16 protein-coding genes are annotated in these 15,895 nt (G+C 72.8%); 5 read left to right on the top strand and 11 right to left on the bottom strand.

The window, feature by feature from the left end; all coding sequences use genetic code 11:
• Positions 1-30 precede the first annotated feature (30 nt).
• The 3 genes from AB0C03_RS26950 to AB0C03_RS26940 all read left to right on the top strand — a co-directional run bounded on the left by AB0C03_RS26950 (position 31) and on the right by AB0C03_RS26940 (position 5,369).
• Positions 31-2,583 (top strand): sensor histidine kinase, encoded by a 2,553-nt coding sequence (locus AB0C03_RS26950; RefSeq protein WP_030329492.1) that lies wholly within the window; start codon positions 31-33, stop codon positions 2,581-2,583.
• Positions 2,580-3,260 carry a response regulator gene (locus tag AB0C03_RS26945; RefSeq protein WP_030329491.1) on the top strand — a complete coding sequence of 227 codons (681 nt, stop codon included), beginning with the start codon at positions 2,580-2,582 and terminating at the stop codon, positions 3,258-3,260. The genes AB0C03_RS26950 and AB0C03_RS26945 overlap by 4 nt, the downstream gene beginning before the upstream one ends.
• A 99-nt stretch (positions 3,261-3,359) precedes the next feature.
• Positions 3,360-5,369 (top strand): FAD-dependent oxidoreductase, encoded by a 2,010-nt coding sequence (locus AB0C03_RS26940; protein WP_357639674.1) that lies wholly within the window; start codon positions 3,360-3,362, stop codon positions 5,367-5,369.
• On the opposite strand, the gene AB0C03_RS26935 is transcribed toward AB0C03_RS26940, so the two are convergent.
• The 3 genes from AB0C03_RS26935 to AB0C03_RS26925 all read right to left on the bottom strand — a co-directional run bounded on the left by AB0C03_RS26935 (position 5,270) and on the right by AB0C03_RS26925 (position 6,260).
• The gene (locus tag AB0C03_RS26935) at positions 5,270-5,638 is read right to left on the bottom strand and encodes an SAV_915 family protein (protein WP_209444499.1); all 369 of its coding nucleotides are present in this window, start codon (positions 5,636-5,638) and stop codon (positions 5,270-5,272) included. The genes AB0C03_RS26940 and AB0C03_RS26935 overlap by 100 nt on opposite strands.
• Before the next feature lie 74 nt (positions 5,639-5,712).
• On the bottom strand, positions 5,713-5,853 hold the full coding sequence (locus AB0C03_RS26930; protein WP_156057352.1) for a hypothetical protein: 141 nt from the start codon (positions 5,851-5,853) through the stop codon (positions 5,713-5,715).
• On the bottom strand, positions 5,850-6,260 hold the full coding sequence (locus tag AB0C03_RS26925) for a hypothetical protein (protein ID WP_156057350.1): 411 nt from the start codon (positions 6,258-6,260) through the stop codon (positions 5,850-5,852). Before AB0C03_RS26925 ends, AB0C03_RS26930 begins: the two co-directional genes overlap by 4 nt.
• A 164-nt stretch (positions 6,261-6,424) precedes the next feature.
• Here AB0C03_RS26925 and AB0C03_RS26920 point away from each other — a divergent pair, with 164 nt between their 5' ends.
• Complete coding sequence (locus tag AB0C03_RS26920; RefSeq protein ID WP_030329483.1) at positions 6,425-7,180, top strand: dienelactone hydrolase family protein; 756 nt, start codon at positions 6,425-6,427, stop codon at positions 7,178-7,180.
• 117 nt (positions 7,181-7,297) lie between these two features.
• Here AB0C03_RS26920 and AB0C03_RS26915 read toward each other — a convergent pair whose 3' ends face one another.
• From AB0C03_RS26915 to AB0C03_RS26880, 8 genes are all read right to left on the bottom strand, one after another.
• Positions 7,298-8,401, bottom strand: a complete 1,104-nt coding sequence (locus AB0C03_RS26915) for an L-dopachrome tautomerase-related protein (protein ID WP_030329481.1) — start codon at positions 8,399-8,401, stop codon at positions 7,298-7,300.
• Positions 8,402-8,500: 99 nt separating this feature from the next.
• Complete coding sequence (locus AB0C03_RS26910; protein WP_030329479.1) at positions 8,501-9,382, bottom strand: SMP-30/gluconolactonase/LRE family protein; 882 nt, start codon at positions 9,380-9,382, stop codon at positions 8,501-8,503.
• Between the two features lie 20 nt (positions 9,383-9,402).
• The gene (locus AB0C03_RS26905) at positions 9,403-10,344 is read right to left on the bottom strand and encodes a sugar kinase (protein ID WP_357639668.1); all 942 of its coding nucleotides are present in this window, start codon (positions 10,342-10,344) and stop codon (positions 9,403-9,405) included.
• The gene (locus AB0C03_RS26900) at positions 10,341-10,961 is read right to left on the bottom strand and encodes a bifunctional 4-hydroxy-2-oxoglutarate aldolase/2-dehydro-3-deoxy-phosphogluconate aldolase (protein WP_210866934.1); all 621 of its coding nucleotides are present in this window, start codon (positions 10,959-10,961) and stop codon (positions 10,341-10,343) included. Before AB0C03_RS26900 ends, AB0C03_RS26905 begins: the two co-directional genes overlap by 4 nt.
• A 10-nt stretch (positions 10,962-10,971) precedes the next feature.
• The gene (locus tag AB0C03_RS26895) at positions 10,972-11,811 is read right to left on the bottom strand and encodes an aldose epimerase family protein (RefSeq protein WP_357639666.1); all 840 of its coding nucleotides are present in this window, start codon (positions 11,809-11,811) and stop codon (positions 10,972-10,974) included.
• Positions 11,805-12,950 (bottom strand): galactonate dehydratase, encoded by a 1,146-nt coding sequence (gene dgoD / locus AB0C03_RS26890; RefSeq protein WP_357639663.1) that lies wholly within the window; start codon positions 12,948-12,950, stop codon positions 11,805-11,807. Before dgoD ends, AB0C03_RS26895 begins: the two co-directional genes overlap by 7 nt.
• Positions 12,947-13,657 carry a FadR/GntR family transcriptional regulator gene (locus AB0C03_RS26885; RefSeq protein WP_030329469.1) on the bottom strand — a complete coding sequence of 237 codons (711 nt, stop codon included), beginning with the start codon at positions 13,655-13,657 and terminating at the stop codon, positions 12,947-12,949. The genes dgoD and AB0C03_RS26885 overlap by 4 nt, the downstream gene beginning before the upstream one ends.
• A gap of 35 nt (positions 13,658-13,692) precedes the next feature.
• Positions 13,693-14,439, bottom strand: a complete 747-nt coding sequence (locus AB0C03_RS26880) for an SDR family NAD(P)-dependent oxidoreductase (RefSeq protein WP_357639660.1) — start codon at positions 14,437-14,439, stop codon at positions 13,693-13,695.
• A 160-nt stretch (positions 14,440-14,599) separates the two neighbouring features.
• Here AB0C03_RS26880 and AB0C03_RS26875 point away from each other — a divergent pair, with 160 nt between their 5' ends.
• On the top strand, positions 14,600-15,895 hold the full coding sequence (locus AB0C03_RS26875) for an ABC transporter substrate-binding protein (protein ID WP_030329465.1): 1,296 nt from the start codon (positions 14,600-14,602) through the stop codon (positions 15,893-15,895).

Below are 15,895 nucleotides of genomic sequence, written 5' to 3'. Positions count from 1 at the left end.
CGGCCGACCTGACCAGGGAGGATGGTCCCCGTGCCACGCGGAGAACTGCGCATCTATCTCGGCGCCGCCCCCGGCGTCGGCAAGACGTACGCCATGTTGGAGGAGGCCCAGCGGCGGGCCGCGCGCGGCACCGACGTGGTGATCGGCTTCGTGGAGACCCACGGTCGGCAGCACACCGCCGCGATGCTCGGCGACCTGGAGCAGGTGCCCCGTCGGGCGATGACCTACCGGGGCGCCGAGTTCACCGAGATGGACCTGGACGCGGTGCTGGCTCGCCGGCCCGAGGTCGCCGTGGTCGACGAGTTGGCGCACACCAACGTGCCCGGGTCCCGGCACGACAAGCGCTGGCAGGACGTCCAGGAGCTGCTCGACGCGGGGATCGACGTGCTGTCCACCGTCAACGTGCAGCACCTGGAGTCGGTCAACGACGTCGTCGCGCAGATCACCGGCACCACCCAGCGGGAGACCGTGCCGGACGAGATCGTCCGCGCCGCCGAACAGGTCGAGCTGGTCGACATGACCCCGGAGGCGCTGCGCCGCCGGATGGCGCACGGCAACATCTACCGACCCGACAAGATCGACGCCGCGTTGGGCAACTACTTCCGGGTCGGCAACCTCACCGCACTGCGCGAGTTGGCGCTGCTCTGGCTGGCCGACAAGGTCGACGAGCAGCTCGACCGCTACCGCAGCCAGCAGGGCATCGCCGCGACCTGGGAGGCCCGGGAACGGGTGGTGGTCGCGCTGACCGGCGGGCCCGAGGGGGAGACGCTGATCCGGCGGGCCGCCCGGGTCGCGGCCCGCAGCAAGGGCGCCGACCTGCTCGCCGTGCACGTGGCCCGCAGCGACGGTCTGGCCGGCGCCGACCCGGCCCAGCTGGCCCGCCAGCGGGTGCTCGTGGAGAGCCTGGGCGGCACGTACCACCAGGTGCTCGGCACCGACGTGCCGGCCGCGTTGCTGGACTTCGCCCAGGGTGTGAACGCCACCCAACTGGTGCTCGGCGCCAGCCGGCGGGGCCGCCTCGCGCAGATCTTCGCCCGGGGCGTCGGAGTGACCACCACCGCCCTGTCCGGCTCGATCGACGTGCACCTGGTCACCCACAAGCAGGCCGGCAAGGGCCGCCGGGCGGCGGCAGTGCCGGCGGCGTTGTCCCGCCGCCGCCGACTGCTCGGCTTCGGCCTCGCGGTGCTGGGCATGCCGCTGCTCACGGTGCTGCTGCGGACCCTGCCCGACCTGACGCTGACAAACGACATCCTGCTGTTCCTCGCCGGGGTGGTCGGGGTCGCGCTGGTCGGCGGGGTGTGGCCGGCCCTGGTCGCCGCGCTCGGCGGAAGCCTGCTGCTCAACTGGTTCTTCACCCCGCCCTTCAAGACGCTGACCATCGCCGAGGCGGACAACCTGCTCGCCCTGGCCGTCTTCGTCGGGGTGGCCCTGGCGGTGAGCTGGATCGTCGACGTGGCCGCCCGGCGTACCCGGGAGGCCGCGCGGGCCGCCGCGGACGCGCAGACCCTCGCCGCCGTCGCCGGTGGTGTGCTGCGCGGCGAACGTCCCCTGCCCGCCCTCCTGGACCAGCTCCGGGAGACCTTCGGGCTGCGCGCGGTGAGCGTGCTGGAGCTGGCCGAGGAGGCGAGCGGGCGTCCGGAGCGGGCCCGCGAAGAGCACGCCTGGTGTGTGGTGGCCAGCGTCGGTGAGCAGCCGGCCTGCACCCCCGACGGCGGCGAGACGGCGGTACCCGTCGACGACCGGATCACCGTGGTGCTCAGCGGCCGGCGGTTGGAGGCCGCCGACCGGCGGATCGTCGAGGCGTTCGCCGCCCAGGCCGCCGTCGCGCTGCGCCAGGAACGGCTCGCCGAGGAGGCCGCGACCGCCCGGCCGCTCGCCGCCGCCGACCGGATGCGCACCGCGCTGCTCGCCGCGGTCAGCCACGACCTGCGTACGCCGCTGGCGTCCGCGAAGGCGGCAGTGACCAGCCTGCGCAGCCACGACATCGAGTTCGACGAGGCCGACCGCGAGGAGTTGCTGGAGACCGCCGAGGAGTCGCTGGACCGGCTCGCCCGGCTGGTCGCGAACCTGCTGGACATGAGCCGGCTCCAGGCGGGTGTGCTGGGCATCTCGGCGACCGCCGTCGGCCTGGAGGACGCCGTACCCCTGGCGCTTGACGAACTTGGCCCGGCGGCCGCGACCGTCGGCACGGACATCCCGGCCGACCTGCCGGCGGCCACCGCCGACCCGGGCCTGCTGGAACGGGTGCTGGTCAACGTGGTCGCCAACGCGCTGCGCTACAGCCCACCCGACCAGCCGCCGGTGATCACCGCCAGCGCGCACGCCGGTCAGGTGGAGCTGCGGGTGATCGACCGGGGGCCAGGCATCCCGGAGGACCAGTGGGAGCACGTCTTCCTGCCGTTCCAGCGCCTCGGTGACCGGGACAACCAGACCGGTGTCGGTCTCGGTCTCGCCCTGTCCCGGGGGTTGGCCGAGGCGATGGGTGGCAGCATCACCCCGGAGACCACCCCCGGTGGTGGGCTCACCATGGTGCTGCGGCTGCCGGCTGCCGCGCAGACCAGTTCGGAGGGGCCACCGGAATGACGCGCATCCTGGTCGTCGACGACGAACCGCAGATCCTGCGCGCCCTGCGGATCAACCTGCGGGCCCGCCGGTACGACGTGGACGTCGCCGGCACCGGGGCCGCCGCGTTGAAGGCCGCCGCCAGCCACCCACCCGACCTGGTGGTGCTCGACCTCGGCCTGCCCGACATCGACGGTGTGGAGGTGATCCGGGGCCTGCGCGGGTGGACCTCCGTGCCGATCATCGTGCTCTCCGGCCGGGCCGGCAGCGAGGACAAGGTGGCGGCGCTGGACGCGGGTGCGGACGACTACGTCACCAAGCCGTTCGGGGTCGAGGAGTTGCTGGCCCGCATCCGCGCGGTGACCCGCCGCCTCGGCGCGCCCAGCGAGGCGGTGCCGGCGTTGCGGATCGGTCAGCACACCGTCGACCTGGCCGACCACAGCGTGCGCAGGGACGACGGCACCGAGGTCAAGCTGACCCCCACCCAGTGGAGCGTGCTGGAGAAGCTGCTGCGGCACCCCGGCAAGCTGGTCAGCCAACGGCAGCTCCTGCAGGACGTGTGGGGGCCGGAGTACCAGAACGAGACCAACTACCTGCGGCAGTACCTGGCCCAGCTGCGGCGCAAGCTGGAGGACGACCCGGCCCGCCCCCGGCACCTCATCACCGAGCCGGGAATGGGCTACCGCTACCGCCCTTGAACCGTTGACACCCGCCGGCAGAGATTGAAGAATTTCGCTAGCAGCGGCAGCGGCGTGCTTCTGTAACCGTCCCCTCCGGTTACCCCTCGGGAGTTCGCCGTGTCAGTGCCCCTGTCCCGCCGCCGTCTGCTGACCGCCGGCGGCGCCGGCCTCGTCCTGGCCGGTCTCTCCGACCCGTTCCGGGCCGGTCCCGCCCGCGCCGCCGTCACCACCGCCGACCTGGTCGTCTACGGCGCCACCTCCGGTGGGCTGGCCGCCGCGATCACCATGCGTCGGCTCGGCCACACCGCCGTGGTGGTGGAGCCCACCAGCCACGTCGGTGGGCTGAGCACCGCCGGGCTGGGCGCCACCGACACCGGGGTCCAGGCGTCCATCGGCGGGCTGGCCGCCGAGTTCTACCGCCGGGTGTACGTCAAGTACCACGGCGGCACCCTCACGCCGACGTCGCCGCTGCGGATGACCTTCGAACCGCGCGTCGCCGCAGCCGTCTTCGCCGAGATGCTGGCCGAGGCCGGCGTCCCCGTGGTCGTCGGCGCGCGGCTGTCCAGCCTCGGCCGCAGCGGCAACCGGATCACGGAGCTGCGCACCGAGGACGGGTCGATCTACTCCGGCGGGGTGTTCGTGGACGCCAGCTACGAGGGCGACCTGCTGGCCATGGCCGGGGTGGGGTTCACCGTCGGGCGGGAGTCCAACGACACCTACGGCGAGACGATCAACGGGGTGCAGTCCCGCAACACCCACCAGTTCGTCTACCCGGTCGACCCGTACGTGACGGCCGGCTCGCCCGCCAGCGGCCTGCTGCCGGGCATCTCCACCACCCCGCTCGCCCCGCAGGGCAGCGGCGACGACCGGATCCAGGCGTACTGCTTCCGGATGTGCCTCACCCAGGCGGCCAACCGGATCCCGTTCGGCAGGCCGTCCGACTACGACCCGATCCGGTACGAGCTGCAGCTGCGCCACATCCAGGCCGGCTTCACCGGGCCGTACTTCACCACCCACTCGATCGGCGGCGGAAAGACCGACTCCAACAACAACGGCGCGGTGTCCACCGACCACATCGGCTTCAACCACGCGTACCCGACGGCGACCTGGGCGGCGCGGGAGAGCATCATCGCCGAGCACCGCAGCTACCAGCAGGGGATGATGTGGTTCCTGGCCAACGATCCCCGGTTGCCGGCATCGGTGCGTGAGTCGACCGCCCGGTGGGGGCTGCCGGCCGACGAGTTCACCGGCACGGGCGGCTGGCCGCCGCTGCTCTACATCCGGGAGGCCCGCCGGATGGTCTCCGCGTACGTGATGACCGAGGCTGACTGCCGGGGCCGGGTACGGGCCACCGACTCGGTGGGCCTGGCCAGCTACACGATGGACTCGCACAACTGTCAGCGGGTGGTTGTCGACGGCCGGGTGCGCAACGAGGGGGACGTGCAGATCGGGGTGCCGTCGCCGTACCCGGTCAGCTACCGGGCGATCGTGCCGCACCAGGCCCAGTGCGCCAACCTGCTGGTGCCGGTCTGCCTGTCGGCGAGCCACATCGCGTACGGCTCGATCCGGATGGAGCCGGTGTTCATGATCCTCGGGCAGGCCGCCGCCACGGCGGCGTCGTTGGCGCTCGCCGGGAACCTCGCCGTGCAGGCGGTGTCGGTGCCCGCCCTCCAGGCCCGGCTGCGCCAGGACGGCGCGGTGCTGGAATGGGGATCGACCAGCGAGGTGATCCTGGACAACGCGGCGGCCGGCGGGATCACCCGGGCCGGGACGTGGCTGCGCAGCACCAGCATCGGTGGCTACTACGGCCCGGACTACGAGCACGACGGCAACACCGCCAAGGGCGTCAACCGACTGCGGTTCCGCCCGACGCTGCCCGCCTCCGGGTCGTGGACCGTGCAGCTGCGCTGGACCGCCGACCCCAACCGGGCGAGCAACGTGCCGGTCGACATCGCGTACTCCGGCGGGGTGGCCACCCGGACCGTCGACCAGCGGCAGTCCGGGGGCCAGTGGGTGCCGCTGGGCACCTACCCGTTCACGGCGGGCACCGACGGGAGCGTGCTGATCCGTACCGAGGACACCGACGGCCACGTCATCGCCGACGCGGTGCGCTTCGTCCGCGCCTGACCGATCGGGCCGGCGGCGGTCGTCGGGCGGGCGGCGGTCGTCGGGCCCAGCGGTGGTGCCACCAGCAACGGGTCGACCTGGATCACGTCGATGCCGAGCGGGCGCAGCATGCCGCGCAGCGCCGACTCGCACAGCTCCTCCCACTGCTGGTCCGCGCCCATCGCGGTGACCAGCAGCTCGGGCCGGGTGAAGGCGATGCCCATCCGCTGCCCCTGCGGGGAGCGGCCGGTCCGTACCGTCCGCACCATTCGTCCCGGGAGGTCACGCACCGGAACGGCGTAGATTATCGGGCCCTCGTCCATTGTCGGGTCGGTCCTTTCCACACGTGCCGCCGCGGTGGCGGTCATCGGCTGAGTCGTTCGAGGTCGCGGGCGAAGCGGCGGATGGTCGCGGCCAGCTGCGTCGCCCGGCGCAGCGCCTGCATCCCGGCGAACGAGCGGTCGACGCCCACCACGACCCGGTGGGCACCGGTGCGGCGGCTCATGCGGCGGACCCCGCCCAGGCCTGGGCGTCCGTCGGGGCACCCGGGTCGGCCGGTGTGGTCAGGTCGAGCGCGCGCAGGATGTAGTTCGCCTCCGCCACCTCCACTCCGGCGCGTAGCCGCAGGTCGGCCACCGCGCGGTGCAGCACCGTGATGCTGTCGGCGGCAAGCCGGATGACGGCGTCGACGTCGGCCGCGATCCACCACGCGGCGACGGCGCACGGCTCGTGCCGCAGATACTCCACCAGGTGGCTGCCGGGCGCGGACGGGCCGAGCCGGACGCTGACCAGTGCCTCGTGCCGCCGTTCCGACCCGTCCGCCCTGGTTGTGGGCGCGCCGGGCACGTTGTCGGTGCCGGCGTCGGGTGGCAGCTCTCCGCGTTCCCAGCGTGTCATCCGCCAAGGACTCATGGCACCCATCGTCACCACCGGGCGGCGGCGGAGCACCAGTCGATACGCCGTTTCGACGGGTCACCGCCATTTCTTGACGCCGTGTTCACGCGGCTGCCGGCCAGGCACGCCGACACGGCGAGTAACGTTCGGAACGGACCAAGATCGGCGTACGAGGAGGCACTGTGCTGACGACGACGGTGGACATCGCAACCAGTGACGGAGTGGCGGACGCGTCCCTCACCCGACCGGACGGCGACGGCCCGTTCCCGGCGGTGCTGCTCTTCATGGACGCCTTCGGGCCGCGCCCGCGCCTGGTGGAGATGGCCGAGCGGATCGCCGCCCGGGGCTACCTGGTGCTGACGCCCCACCTGTTCTACCGGGGCGGTCGGGCACCGCTGTTCGACCTGTCCCGGCTCGGCGACGCGGACCAGCGCGGTGCGCTCTTCGAGCAGATCATGCCGCTGATCGGCGCGCTGACCCCCGAGGTGGTCAGCCGGGACACCGCCGCCTACCTGGACTTCCTGGCCGCACGCGACGACGTCCGGCCGGGCCCGGTGGTGATCACCGGTTACTGCATGGGCGGCACGAACGCGTTGCGCGCCATCGAGGCGCACCCGGACCGCATCGCGGCGGTCGCCAGCTTCCACGGCGGGCGGATCGTCACCGACGCGCCGGACAGCCCGCACCTCGCCGTCGGCTCGATCACCGGTGAGGTGTACTTCGGGCACGCCGACGCCGACCAGTCGATGACGCCGGAGCAGATCGCCACGCTGGAGAAGGCGCTCGACGCCGCAGGGGTGCGCTACCGCTCAGAGGTGTACGCGGGCGCCCACCACGGCTACACCATGGCCGACACCCCGGCGTACGACGAGCAGGCCACCGAGCGCCACTGGGCCGCCCTCTTCGACCTGCTGGACCGCACCCTGCCGACGAGCTGACGGCCTGAGTCCAAGAATGCGTCGATCTTGCAGTTCCGGTTGTTGATTTGGGAGTAGATGCCCCTTCTGTCGGGACAGAAAGTGCAAGATCGCGGAGGGAGCCGGGCCCTGGCGCGGTCAGGGGCGCAGCAGCACCGGGCCGGCGTCGATGCGGGTGCGGAACAGCGCGTACGGCTTGCGCCGCAGGTCCTTGCCGCGCTGGTACTGCGGCTGCCGGTGCAGTTGGTTGGCCGTGACGTAGAGGTATCCGTCGGTGGCCACCGACATGGTGTCCGGCCAGAGCAGTCGCGGGTCGTGCACCAGCGTCTCGTACCCGCCGTCGGGCAGTCGACGCAGCACGGCGTTGTGCTCGTACGAGGTGATGTAGAGCCGCCCCGCGTCGTCGCTCTCCAACCCATCCGAGGCGGTGCCCCGGTCGCCCTCGTCGACAACCGTCGCGGCGACGGCCTCCTGGGTGACCCCCGGGTCGGCCAGCGCGTCGGTGGAGACGCTGTAGAGGCGCCGGGACGCCAACGGGCAGTAGTAGAGCCGGGTGCCGTCGGCGGAGATGGCGATGCCGTCGGAGCCCATGCCCACCGGCTTCGGCGGCCCGTCGGCCGGTCGTTCCAGGAACGGCCGGCCCTCGACAATCGGCCGGAACGACGTCAGCGGCTCCGCCTTGGTGGACGGGTGGTCGTGCAGCCGCCGCCAGGCGGCACCGCTGGCCAGGTCCACCACGATGATTCCGTTCGGCCCGGCGAACGCGGAGTCGGTGATGTACGCGACGCCCGCCTCGCCCCGCCGCAGGTCGAAGCGGACGTCGTTGAGGTACGTCGTCGGCAGCGCCACGTCCGCCGGGAAGGTGATCACCTGGGCGACGGTGTCGGTCTCCAGGTCGACCCGGACCAGCTTCGGGCCGCCCGGCTTGGTGGGTTGCAACATCGGACTGCCGGTGTCCAGCACCCAGAGCCGGTCGGCCGGGTCCACCACGATGCTCTGCACCGAGACGAACGCGCCCGCGTCGTCGTCGCCGGACGGGTCGTTCCACGCCTGGTCGGGGTAGGGCGTCTCCTGACCGTCGCGCAGCTCGACGACGGTGGCCGGCACCTCGTCGCCCCACTTCGGGAAGTTGACGAAGATCCGGCCCCGGTGCGAGACGCTCACCCCGGTCGGCATCGGGCCGGTGAAGGTGTGCACCAGCTCCAGTTCCCCCATCGGCTCGTCGCCGACCGGCCCGTTCATGCCGCCCACCCTGTGCTGATCATCGGCTCGCTCCCCACCTGTCGGCTGTTACCGCCTGCGGTGCGGTTGTTCCCGCCGTGGCGTCCGGTATGCCTCCGGTCAGCCGATCGGTGCGGCGGCGCGCGCGGCGGGCAGGCCGGGGACCTCGACGTCCACCGCGAGCAGCGCGCCGTCCTGCGGGCCCGCCACGTCCAGCCCCACCCGGGCAGTGCCGATGAAGAGTCGCCGCAGGTCGGGGCCGCCCAGGCAGATTCCGGCCGGCTGCTTGGCCGGCAGTCGGATCTCCCGGTCCAGGGTGCCGTCGGGCCGGTATCGGCGGACCGCGGAGCCGCCCCACAGCGCGATCCAGAGGTGGTCGGCCGCGTCGAGTGTCATGCCGTCCGGGCCGCCGTCGGCGGGGGACAGCCGCAGGAACGGCTCCCGTCCGTGCAGGGCCCCGGTGCCGGGGTCGACGGTGAACCGGTCGATCTGGCCGAGTGGGGTGTCGGCCAGGTACATGGTGGTGCCGCTCGCGTCGAACGCGGGCCCGTTCGGGATGGTCAGCCCGGTCACCGCGGGCACCGGCTCGGCGCCCGGGGTGAGGCGGAACAGCGTGCCCCCGCCGGGCGCCATCGCGTACGTCATGCTGCCGGCCCAGAAGCGGCCGTGCGGGTCGGCGACCGCGTCGTTCATCCGGGTCGGCTCGGGTGCGTCGCCGACCAGGTCGGCGACCGGTCGGGGGTCGCCGATGGCGGGCAGCACCCTGACGCCGGTCCCGGCGGCGGCCAGCCATTCGCCGGGTCGGTCGAGCACCGGGGCGACCGCGCCGAGTGGCACGTCGAGGCGGCGCAGCTCCCGCAGCGGGGTCGGGGCGTCGCCGTCGGTCTCCAGCAGTCGCCCGGCCAGCAGGTCGACGAGGACCAGCCGGTCGTCGACCCAACGCAGGCCCTCACCCAACTCCAGCCGGTCGGTGCTCCAGACGGTCGGCTCGGTCAGCTCCATGGTGTTCCTCCCAAAGGTCGTCAGCGGACCGTACCGCCGGGGCCGTGGTCGAGCAGCGTCAGCTCGGCCCGGTCGGGCAGACCCTCCCAGTCGCCCCGGGTGGCGACCGCGAACGCGCCGGTGATGACGGCCCGGTCCAGTCGGGCCGGCGCGTCGAGGCCGTCGAGCCAGCCGGAGAGCAGCCCGGCGACGAAGGCGTCACCCGCGCCGACGGTGTCCACCACCGGCACCGTCCGGGCTGGACGGTGGATGACGCCGGTAGCGCTGTGGCTGGTCGCCCCGTCGCCGCCGTGCTTGACCACGACCTCGGTGACGCCGGCCGAGAGGAGCGCCGAAGCCGGGTCGGTGGCGTCGGTCAGCACCGCCAACTCGTCGTCGGAGGCGATCACCAGGTCGATCGAGGGCAGCAGCGGGCGCAGCGCGGCGGCGGCCTCGGCGACCGACCAGAGCCGGTTGCGGTGGTTGACGTCCAGGCAGATCGTGCTGCCGGCCGCGCGGGCGCGCCGCAGGGCCGCCACCACCGCCTGGTACGGCTCGACGCCCAGCGCGCAGGTGATGCCGGTGACGTGCAGCAGTCGGGGTGGTGGCCCGGGGGCGTCGAAGGCCCCTGTCACGTCGGCCGGGCCCAGTCGGGAGCCGGCCGAGCCGGCGCGGTGGTAGGTGACCCGGTTGATGTCGGCGACCCGGTTCTCGAAGAGGATCAGCCCGGTGGGGGCGGTCGGGTCGACCCGGGACCAGGTCAGGTCGACGCCCTCGGCGCGCAGCGTACGGCGGACCAGCTCGCCGGGCTCGTCGGCCCCGGTGACCCCGATCCAGGCCGGCCGGTGGCCGAGCCGGGCCAGGCCGATCGCCACGTTCGACTCGGACCCGGCGACGGAGATGCCGGCGGTGCCGCCCAGTCGCAGCGGGCCGGTGGTGCGGAACGCCGCCATCGTCTCGCCGAGCGTGACCAGGTCGGTCATGGCCGGACCGCCGCGAGGAAGGCGGCGGCCCGCTCCCGCAACGCCGTGGTGTCGCCGCCTCGGACGGAGTCGCCGAGCAGCGGGGAACCGACGCCGACAGCTGTCGCGCCCCGGTCGAGGTAGCGCCGGGCGCCGTCCGCGTCGACCCCACCGACCGGCACGAACGCGGTGCCGGGGAACGGGTCGCGCAGCGCGCCGAGGTAGTCGGGCCCGCCGAGGGAGGCCGGGAAGAGCTTGATCGCGGTGGCCCCGCCGTCGGTGGCCTGCACCACCTCGGTCGGGGTGAGGGCGCCGGCGAGCACCGGCAGGCCGAGCCGGCCACCCTCGGCGAGGCTCGCGGCGATCGCCGGGGTGACCAGGAAGCCGGCGCCCGCGTCGGCCGCCGCGCGGGCGTCCTCGGCGCTGAGCACGGTGCCCGCGCCGAGGCCGAAGCCGGGCCCGAGGGCGGCCCGGGCACGGCGGATGACGCCGAGCGCGTCGGTGCTGGTCAGCGAGACCTCGACCAGGGCGACGCCGCTCTCGGCCAGGGTGAGCACGGCGGTCAGCGCGGCGGCCGGGTCCGGGCCGCGCACGATGGCCAGCAGCCGATGGGTACGCAGCTCGTCGAGCAGGTTCATCACGGTGTCCTCAGTGGGTGCGGTGGGCGGAGATGGTGAGTCGCCAGGTGACCTCGCCGGCGGCGGGAACCACCGCCGCGTCGGACGGGCCGGCGTCGGCCAGGTCGAAGGCGGCGCCGAGCATCGGTTCGACGCCGAGGCTGCGGTAGGGGGTGTCGGCCGGCCAGCCGCCCAGGTTGCGCCAGAGGGCCGTGCTGCGGGGCTGGTCGGCGCACTCCAGCTCCAGGGTCAGCCGGTCGGTGCCGTCGATCACCTGGACCCGTGGGCAGTCGAGCAGCACCGCGCCGAGCGCCGTGCCGTCGTCCGGGCCGAAGGTGTCCAGCGTCAGCCCGGCCGGGGCCGGCCACGGCCCGGTCAACCACGGGTCGCCGACGGGCCAACCGCCCGGCGGCAGGAGCGCGGCGGCCTCCGGGTGCAGCCGGGTCGGGGTGCCGGCGGGCGCGTCCAGGCGGGCGTCGGGGGAGAGGCCGAGCAGGGCGTGCGCGGCCCAGACGAACCGGTACCCGGGGTCGGCGGCCAGCCGGTAGTCGGCCACCACCACGCCACCGTCGTCGGTGATCCTTCGGCGCAGTGTGAACGTGGGCCGTTCGACGACCACGGCGCCGGGGGCCGCTTCGCGCCACGGCCGCGACCACACCTCCCCGTGGTCGGGCTCGCCGCGCACGGTGGGGAGGCACTCCTCCAGCCCACCGGCGTCGACGAACGCCGCACCGGGGCGTACCTCGTGCCGGCCGGGTTCCGGGCCGCGCCAGAGCCACTCCCGGTCACCGCCGTGCAGGCTCGTCCACCGGCCGCCGTGCGCCGCGTCGTACGCCACCCGCAACGGCACCGGCCGTGCACCGGTCACCACTCGGCGAACGACCCGTCGGCGTGCTGCCAGACCGGGTTGCGCCAGGCGTGCGGGGTCTGGGCGGCCTTGCGGACCGCCGCCTCGTCGACGGTGATGCCCAACCCGGGCCGGTCGAGGCGGGCGATGTGCCCGTCCACGAACCGGAAGGGCTCCCTGTCGATCAGGTAGTCCAGCAACTCCGAGCCGGCGTTGTAGTGGATGCCGATGCTCTGCTCCTGGATCAGGAAGTTCGGCGTCGCGAAGGCCACCTGGAGACTGGCCGCCAGGGAGATCGGGCCGAGCGGGCAGTGCGGGGCGAGCAGCGCGCCGTACGTCTCGGCCAGCGCGGCGATCCGGCGGACCTCGGAGATCCCACCGGCGTGCGACAGGTCCGGCTGGACCACGGCGACCCCGGCCTGCAACGGGCCGAGGAACTCGGACCGACCGTAGAGCCGCTCGCCGGTGGCCACCGGGATCGGCGTGCTGGCGACGATGTCGCGCAGGTGGTGAGCCTGGTCGGGCAGGACCGGCTCCTCCACGAAGAACGGGCGCAGGGCGGCCAGTTCGGGCAGGATCCGACGGACGGCGGCCATCCCGGCGCGACCGTGGAAGTCCACGGCGATGTCCCGGTCGGGGCCGAGCACCTCGCGGGCGGCGGCCACCCGGCCGACGACGGCGTCCACCTCGGCCGAGGTGGGGATCGGCGAGAGCCGCCCGCAGGCGTTCATCTTGACTCCGGTGAGGCCGGCGGCGACCTGCGCGGCGGCGGCGTCGGCCACTTCGCCGGGTTCGTCCCCGCCGATCCACGAGTAGATCCGTACCCGGTCGCGCACGTGCCCGCCGAGCAGCGCGTGCACCGGTGCCCCGTACGCCTGCCCGGCGATGTCCCAGAGCGCCTGGTCGAGACCGGCGACCGCGCTGGAGAGGATCGGTCCGCCCCGGTAGAAACCGCCCTTGGTGAGCACCTGCCAGTGCTGCTCGACGCGCAGGGGGTCCGCGCCGATCAGATATTCGGAGAGCACCTCGACCGCGCTGCGCACCACCTCGGCGCGGCCCTCGACCACCGGCTCACCCCACCCGACCAACCCGTCGTCGGTCTCCACCCGGCAGAACAACCACCGTGGCGCGACCAGGAAGGTCTCGATCCGCTCGATCTTCACTGACTGCCCCTTCGTCCCCGTACCTTCTCGACGTCGCGGACCGCCTTGTCCAGCAACTGACGCATCGCGGTCTCGGCCGCTGTCTCGTCCCGGTCGCGCAGCGCGTCGACCACCGCGCGGTGGCTGGGCACCGGGTCGTCGTGCGGGGTGCCGCCGTGCACCAGCCGGTCCCGTTCGGCGAGCCCGGTCTCCATCACCACCTCCATCCGTTCCAGCAGCTCGTTGTGGGTGGCGGTGAGCAGCGCGCGGTGGAAGGCGAGGTCGGCGGCGATGGCGGCGGCGGGATCGCCGTTGGCCTGGGCCATCTCGTCCAGTGCCCGGTCGAGGGCGGTCAGGTCGTCAGTGGTGGCGCGGGTGGCGGCCAGCCGGGCGGCGGCCGGCTCGATGATGGCGCGTACCTCGTGCAGTTGGTCGAGCAACCGCTGGTCGGTGCCCTCGGCGAACTGCCACCGGATCACGTCGCCGTCGAGCAGGTTCCAGTCCGCCCGGGGTCGGACGAAGGTGCCGCGCTTCTGTCGGGCGTCGACGATGCCCTTGGCCGAGAGGACCTTCAGCGCCTCGCGGAGCGCGGTGAGGCTGACGTCGAACTCCTCCTGCAACGCGACGATGTTCAGGGTCGCGCCGGCGGGGATCTCGCCGGTGAGGATGCGACGGGCGATCGCTTCGACGGTCTGCCCGTGGACGCCGCGGCGTGCGTACTGTGCCAATGCTCCTGGCCTTTTCGCTGGTCGGTATCGATCTCTCAGGCCGAGGCTTTCACCGCTGTCCAGCCACCGTCCACCACGAGGCTCGCGCCGGTGATGTAGGCGGCGTCCGGCGAGGCGAGGAAGGCGACCGTCGCGGCCACCTCGTCCGGTGTGCCGAAACGCTTCGCGACGGTCTCCGCCACGCTGCGCTGCCGGTCCTCTTCGGACACGTCGGCCCAGGCGGCGGTGAGGATCGGCCCGGGCAGCACGGTGTTGACCCGGACCTGCGGGCCGTACTCCACGGCGAGTTGGCGGCCGAGCGCGACCAGGCCACCCTTGGCGGCGGCGTACGCGGGCCGGCCGGGCAACCCGACCAGCGCGTGCACCGAGGAGATCAGCACCACCGCGCCGGAGCGGGCCCGCAGGTCGTCCAGGCAGGCGCGGACGCCGAGGAACGAGCCGGTGAGGCTGACGCCGAGCTGGTGGTCCCAGGACTGTCGGCTGGTTTCGTGGGCCGGGGCGACCCGCACGGCGTACGCGGTGCTGACCAGGATGTCGACCGGGCCGAGGCTCGCTCGTGTCGCCGCCACCGCAGTTGCCCAGTCGTTCTCCTCGCTGACACTGCCCATTACGGACAGTGCTCGGTGACCGGCGGCGGTCAGCTCGTCGGCCAGCGGGGTCGGATCGTGGACGTCGAGCAGCGCGACGGCTGCTCCTTCGGCGGCGAGCCGTCGGGCGATGGCCGCACCGATCCCGCCCATAGCGCCGGTGACCAGCGCGTTCTTGCCATCAAGCCGGCGCATAGGCTGATCCACCTGACCCCTCACCGTGGTCTCGTCTAATCATTAATTACGAAGATATCTTGACAGCCGGCGAGGGTCGATGCAACCTTCTCGTCACAGCATTCACATGGACGACACATCGCGCCGTAACGCTACGTGTCGTAAAGGAAGGGATACCTCCGTGAGCGACTTCGACCCCGGTCGCCGGCGATTCCTTGGCCACCTCGGGCTCGCCGGCCTGGGCGCGCTCGGCGCCAGCTCGTTCCTCAGCGCGTGCGCCAGCTCCGCCAGCGGGCCGACGACGAGCAGCGGCTCGGGCGCGGTCACCATCCAGTCGAACCTCTCCTCGCCGCAGGCCAAGGCCGCGATGGAGAAGCTGATCGAGACCTTCAACGGGCAGGGCAAGGGCACGGCGAGCCTCAACACGATCGCCTCGGAGACCTTCCGGACCCAGCTGCCGACCTACCTGACCTCGGCCAACCCGCCGGACCTCTACACCTGGTACGCGGGCTCGGTCGCCAACGACTACGCCAGCAAGAACCTGCTGCTGGACGTCTCCGATGTCTGGAAGTCACTGGGCGACTACCCGCAGTCGCTGCGTACGCTCTCCACCGACGCCAGCGGCAAGCAGATCTTCGTGCCGATGAACAACTACTGGTGGGGCTTCTTCTACCGCAAGTCCAACTTCGCCAAGTGGGGCGTGCAGGAGCCGAAGAACTGGACCGAGTTCCTCGCCCTCTGCGAGACGCTGAAGAGCAAGGGCATCCCGCCCATCGGCATCGGCCTCGGCGACACCCCGTGGGTGGCCTCGGCCTGGTTCGACTACCTCAACATCCGGATCAACGGCGCGCCGTTCCACCGCGAGCTGCTCGCCGGCAAGCAGCGCTTCGACGACCCGAAGGTCAAGGCGGTCTTCACCCGCTGGCGCGAGGCCCTGCCCTACTTCGACCCCAAGGGCAAGGCGTACCCGTTCCAGGAGGCGACCACCGCGCTGCTGGCCGGCAAGACCGGAATGTTCCTGATCGGTACGTTCTTCGCCGACGCCGCCCCGAAGGACGCGCTCGGTGACCTGGACTTCTTCCGGTTCCCGATCATCGACCCGGCGGTGCCGCTGGCCGAGGAGGCACCGACCGACGGCTTCTTCGCCAGCGCGAAGACCGCCAACCCGACCGGCACCAAGGCACTGCTCAGCTACCTGGCCGGGGTCGAGGCCCAGGAGGCGTACGTCAAGGCCAGCTCCGGGATCGTGCTGCCGGCCAACCCGAAGGCCAAGGCGTCGGACTCCCCGCTGGTGGTCAAGGGCAAGGCGATGCTCGACGAGGCCAAGGAGCTGACCCAGTTCTTCAACCGCGACTCCAGCGACGCGCTCCAGCCGACCGCCGACACCGCGCTGACCAAGTTCATCGACAAGCCGGACCAGATCGACGCGATCCTGCGGGAGTGGCAGGCCGGCGCCGAGAAGGTCTTCAAGGGCTGA

The sequence above is a fragment of the Micromonospora parva genome (assembly GCF_040649675.1).
GTDB classification, from domain to species: domain Bacteria; phylum Actinomycetota; class Actinomycetes; order Mycobacteriales; family Micromonosporaceae; genus Micromonospora; species Micromonospora parva.
The sequence above is the reverse complement of the archived record's forward strand: the minus strand, read 5'-3'. Positions and strand labels throughout refer to the sequence as shown.

Bases quoted from the DNA above. Each gene is read 5' to 3' on its own strand.
- AB0C03_RS26945 (WP_030329491.1), top strand. From the start codon at position 2,580: ATGACGCGCATCCTGGTCGTCGACGACGAACCGCAGATCCTGCGCGCC.
- AB0C03_RS26930 (WP_156057352.1), bottom strand. From the start codon at position 5,853: ATGAGCCGCCGCACCGGTGCCCACCGGGTCGTGGTGGGCGTCGACCGC.
- AB0C03_RS26925 (WP_156057350.1), bottom strand. From the start codon at position 6,260: ATGAGTCCTTGGCGGATGACACGCTGGGAACGCGGAGAGCTGCCACCC.
- AB0C03_RS26915 (WP_030329481.1), bottom strand. From the start codon at position 8,401: ATGAACGGGCCGGTCGGCGACGAGCCGATGGGGGAACTGGAGCTGGTG.
- AB0C03_RS26910 (WP_030329479.1), bottom strand. From the start codon at position 9,382: ATGGAGCTGACCGAGCCGACCGTCTGGAGCACCGACCGGCTGGAGTTG.
- AB0C03_RS26905 (WP_357639668.1), bottom strand. From the start codon at position 10,344: ATGACCGACCTGGTCACGCTCGGCGAGACGATGGCGGCGTTCCGCACC.
- AB0C03_RS26900 (WP_210866934.1), bottom strand. From the start codon at position 10,961: ATGAACCTGCTCGACGAGCTGCGTACCCATCGGCTGCTGGCCATCGTG.
- AB0C03_RS26880 (WP_357639660.1), bottom strand. From the start codon at position 14,439: ATGCGCCGGCTTGATGGCAAGAACGCGCTGGTCACCGGCGCTATGGGC.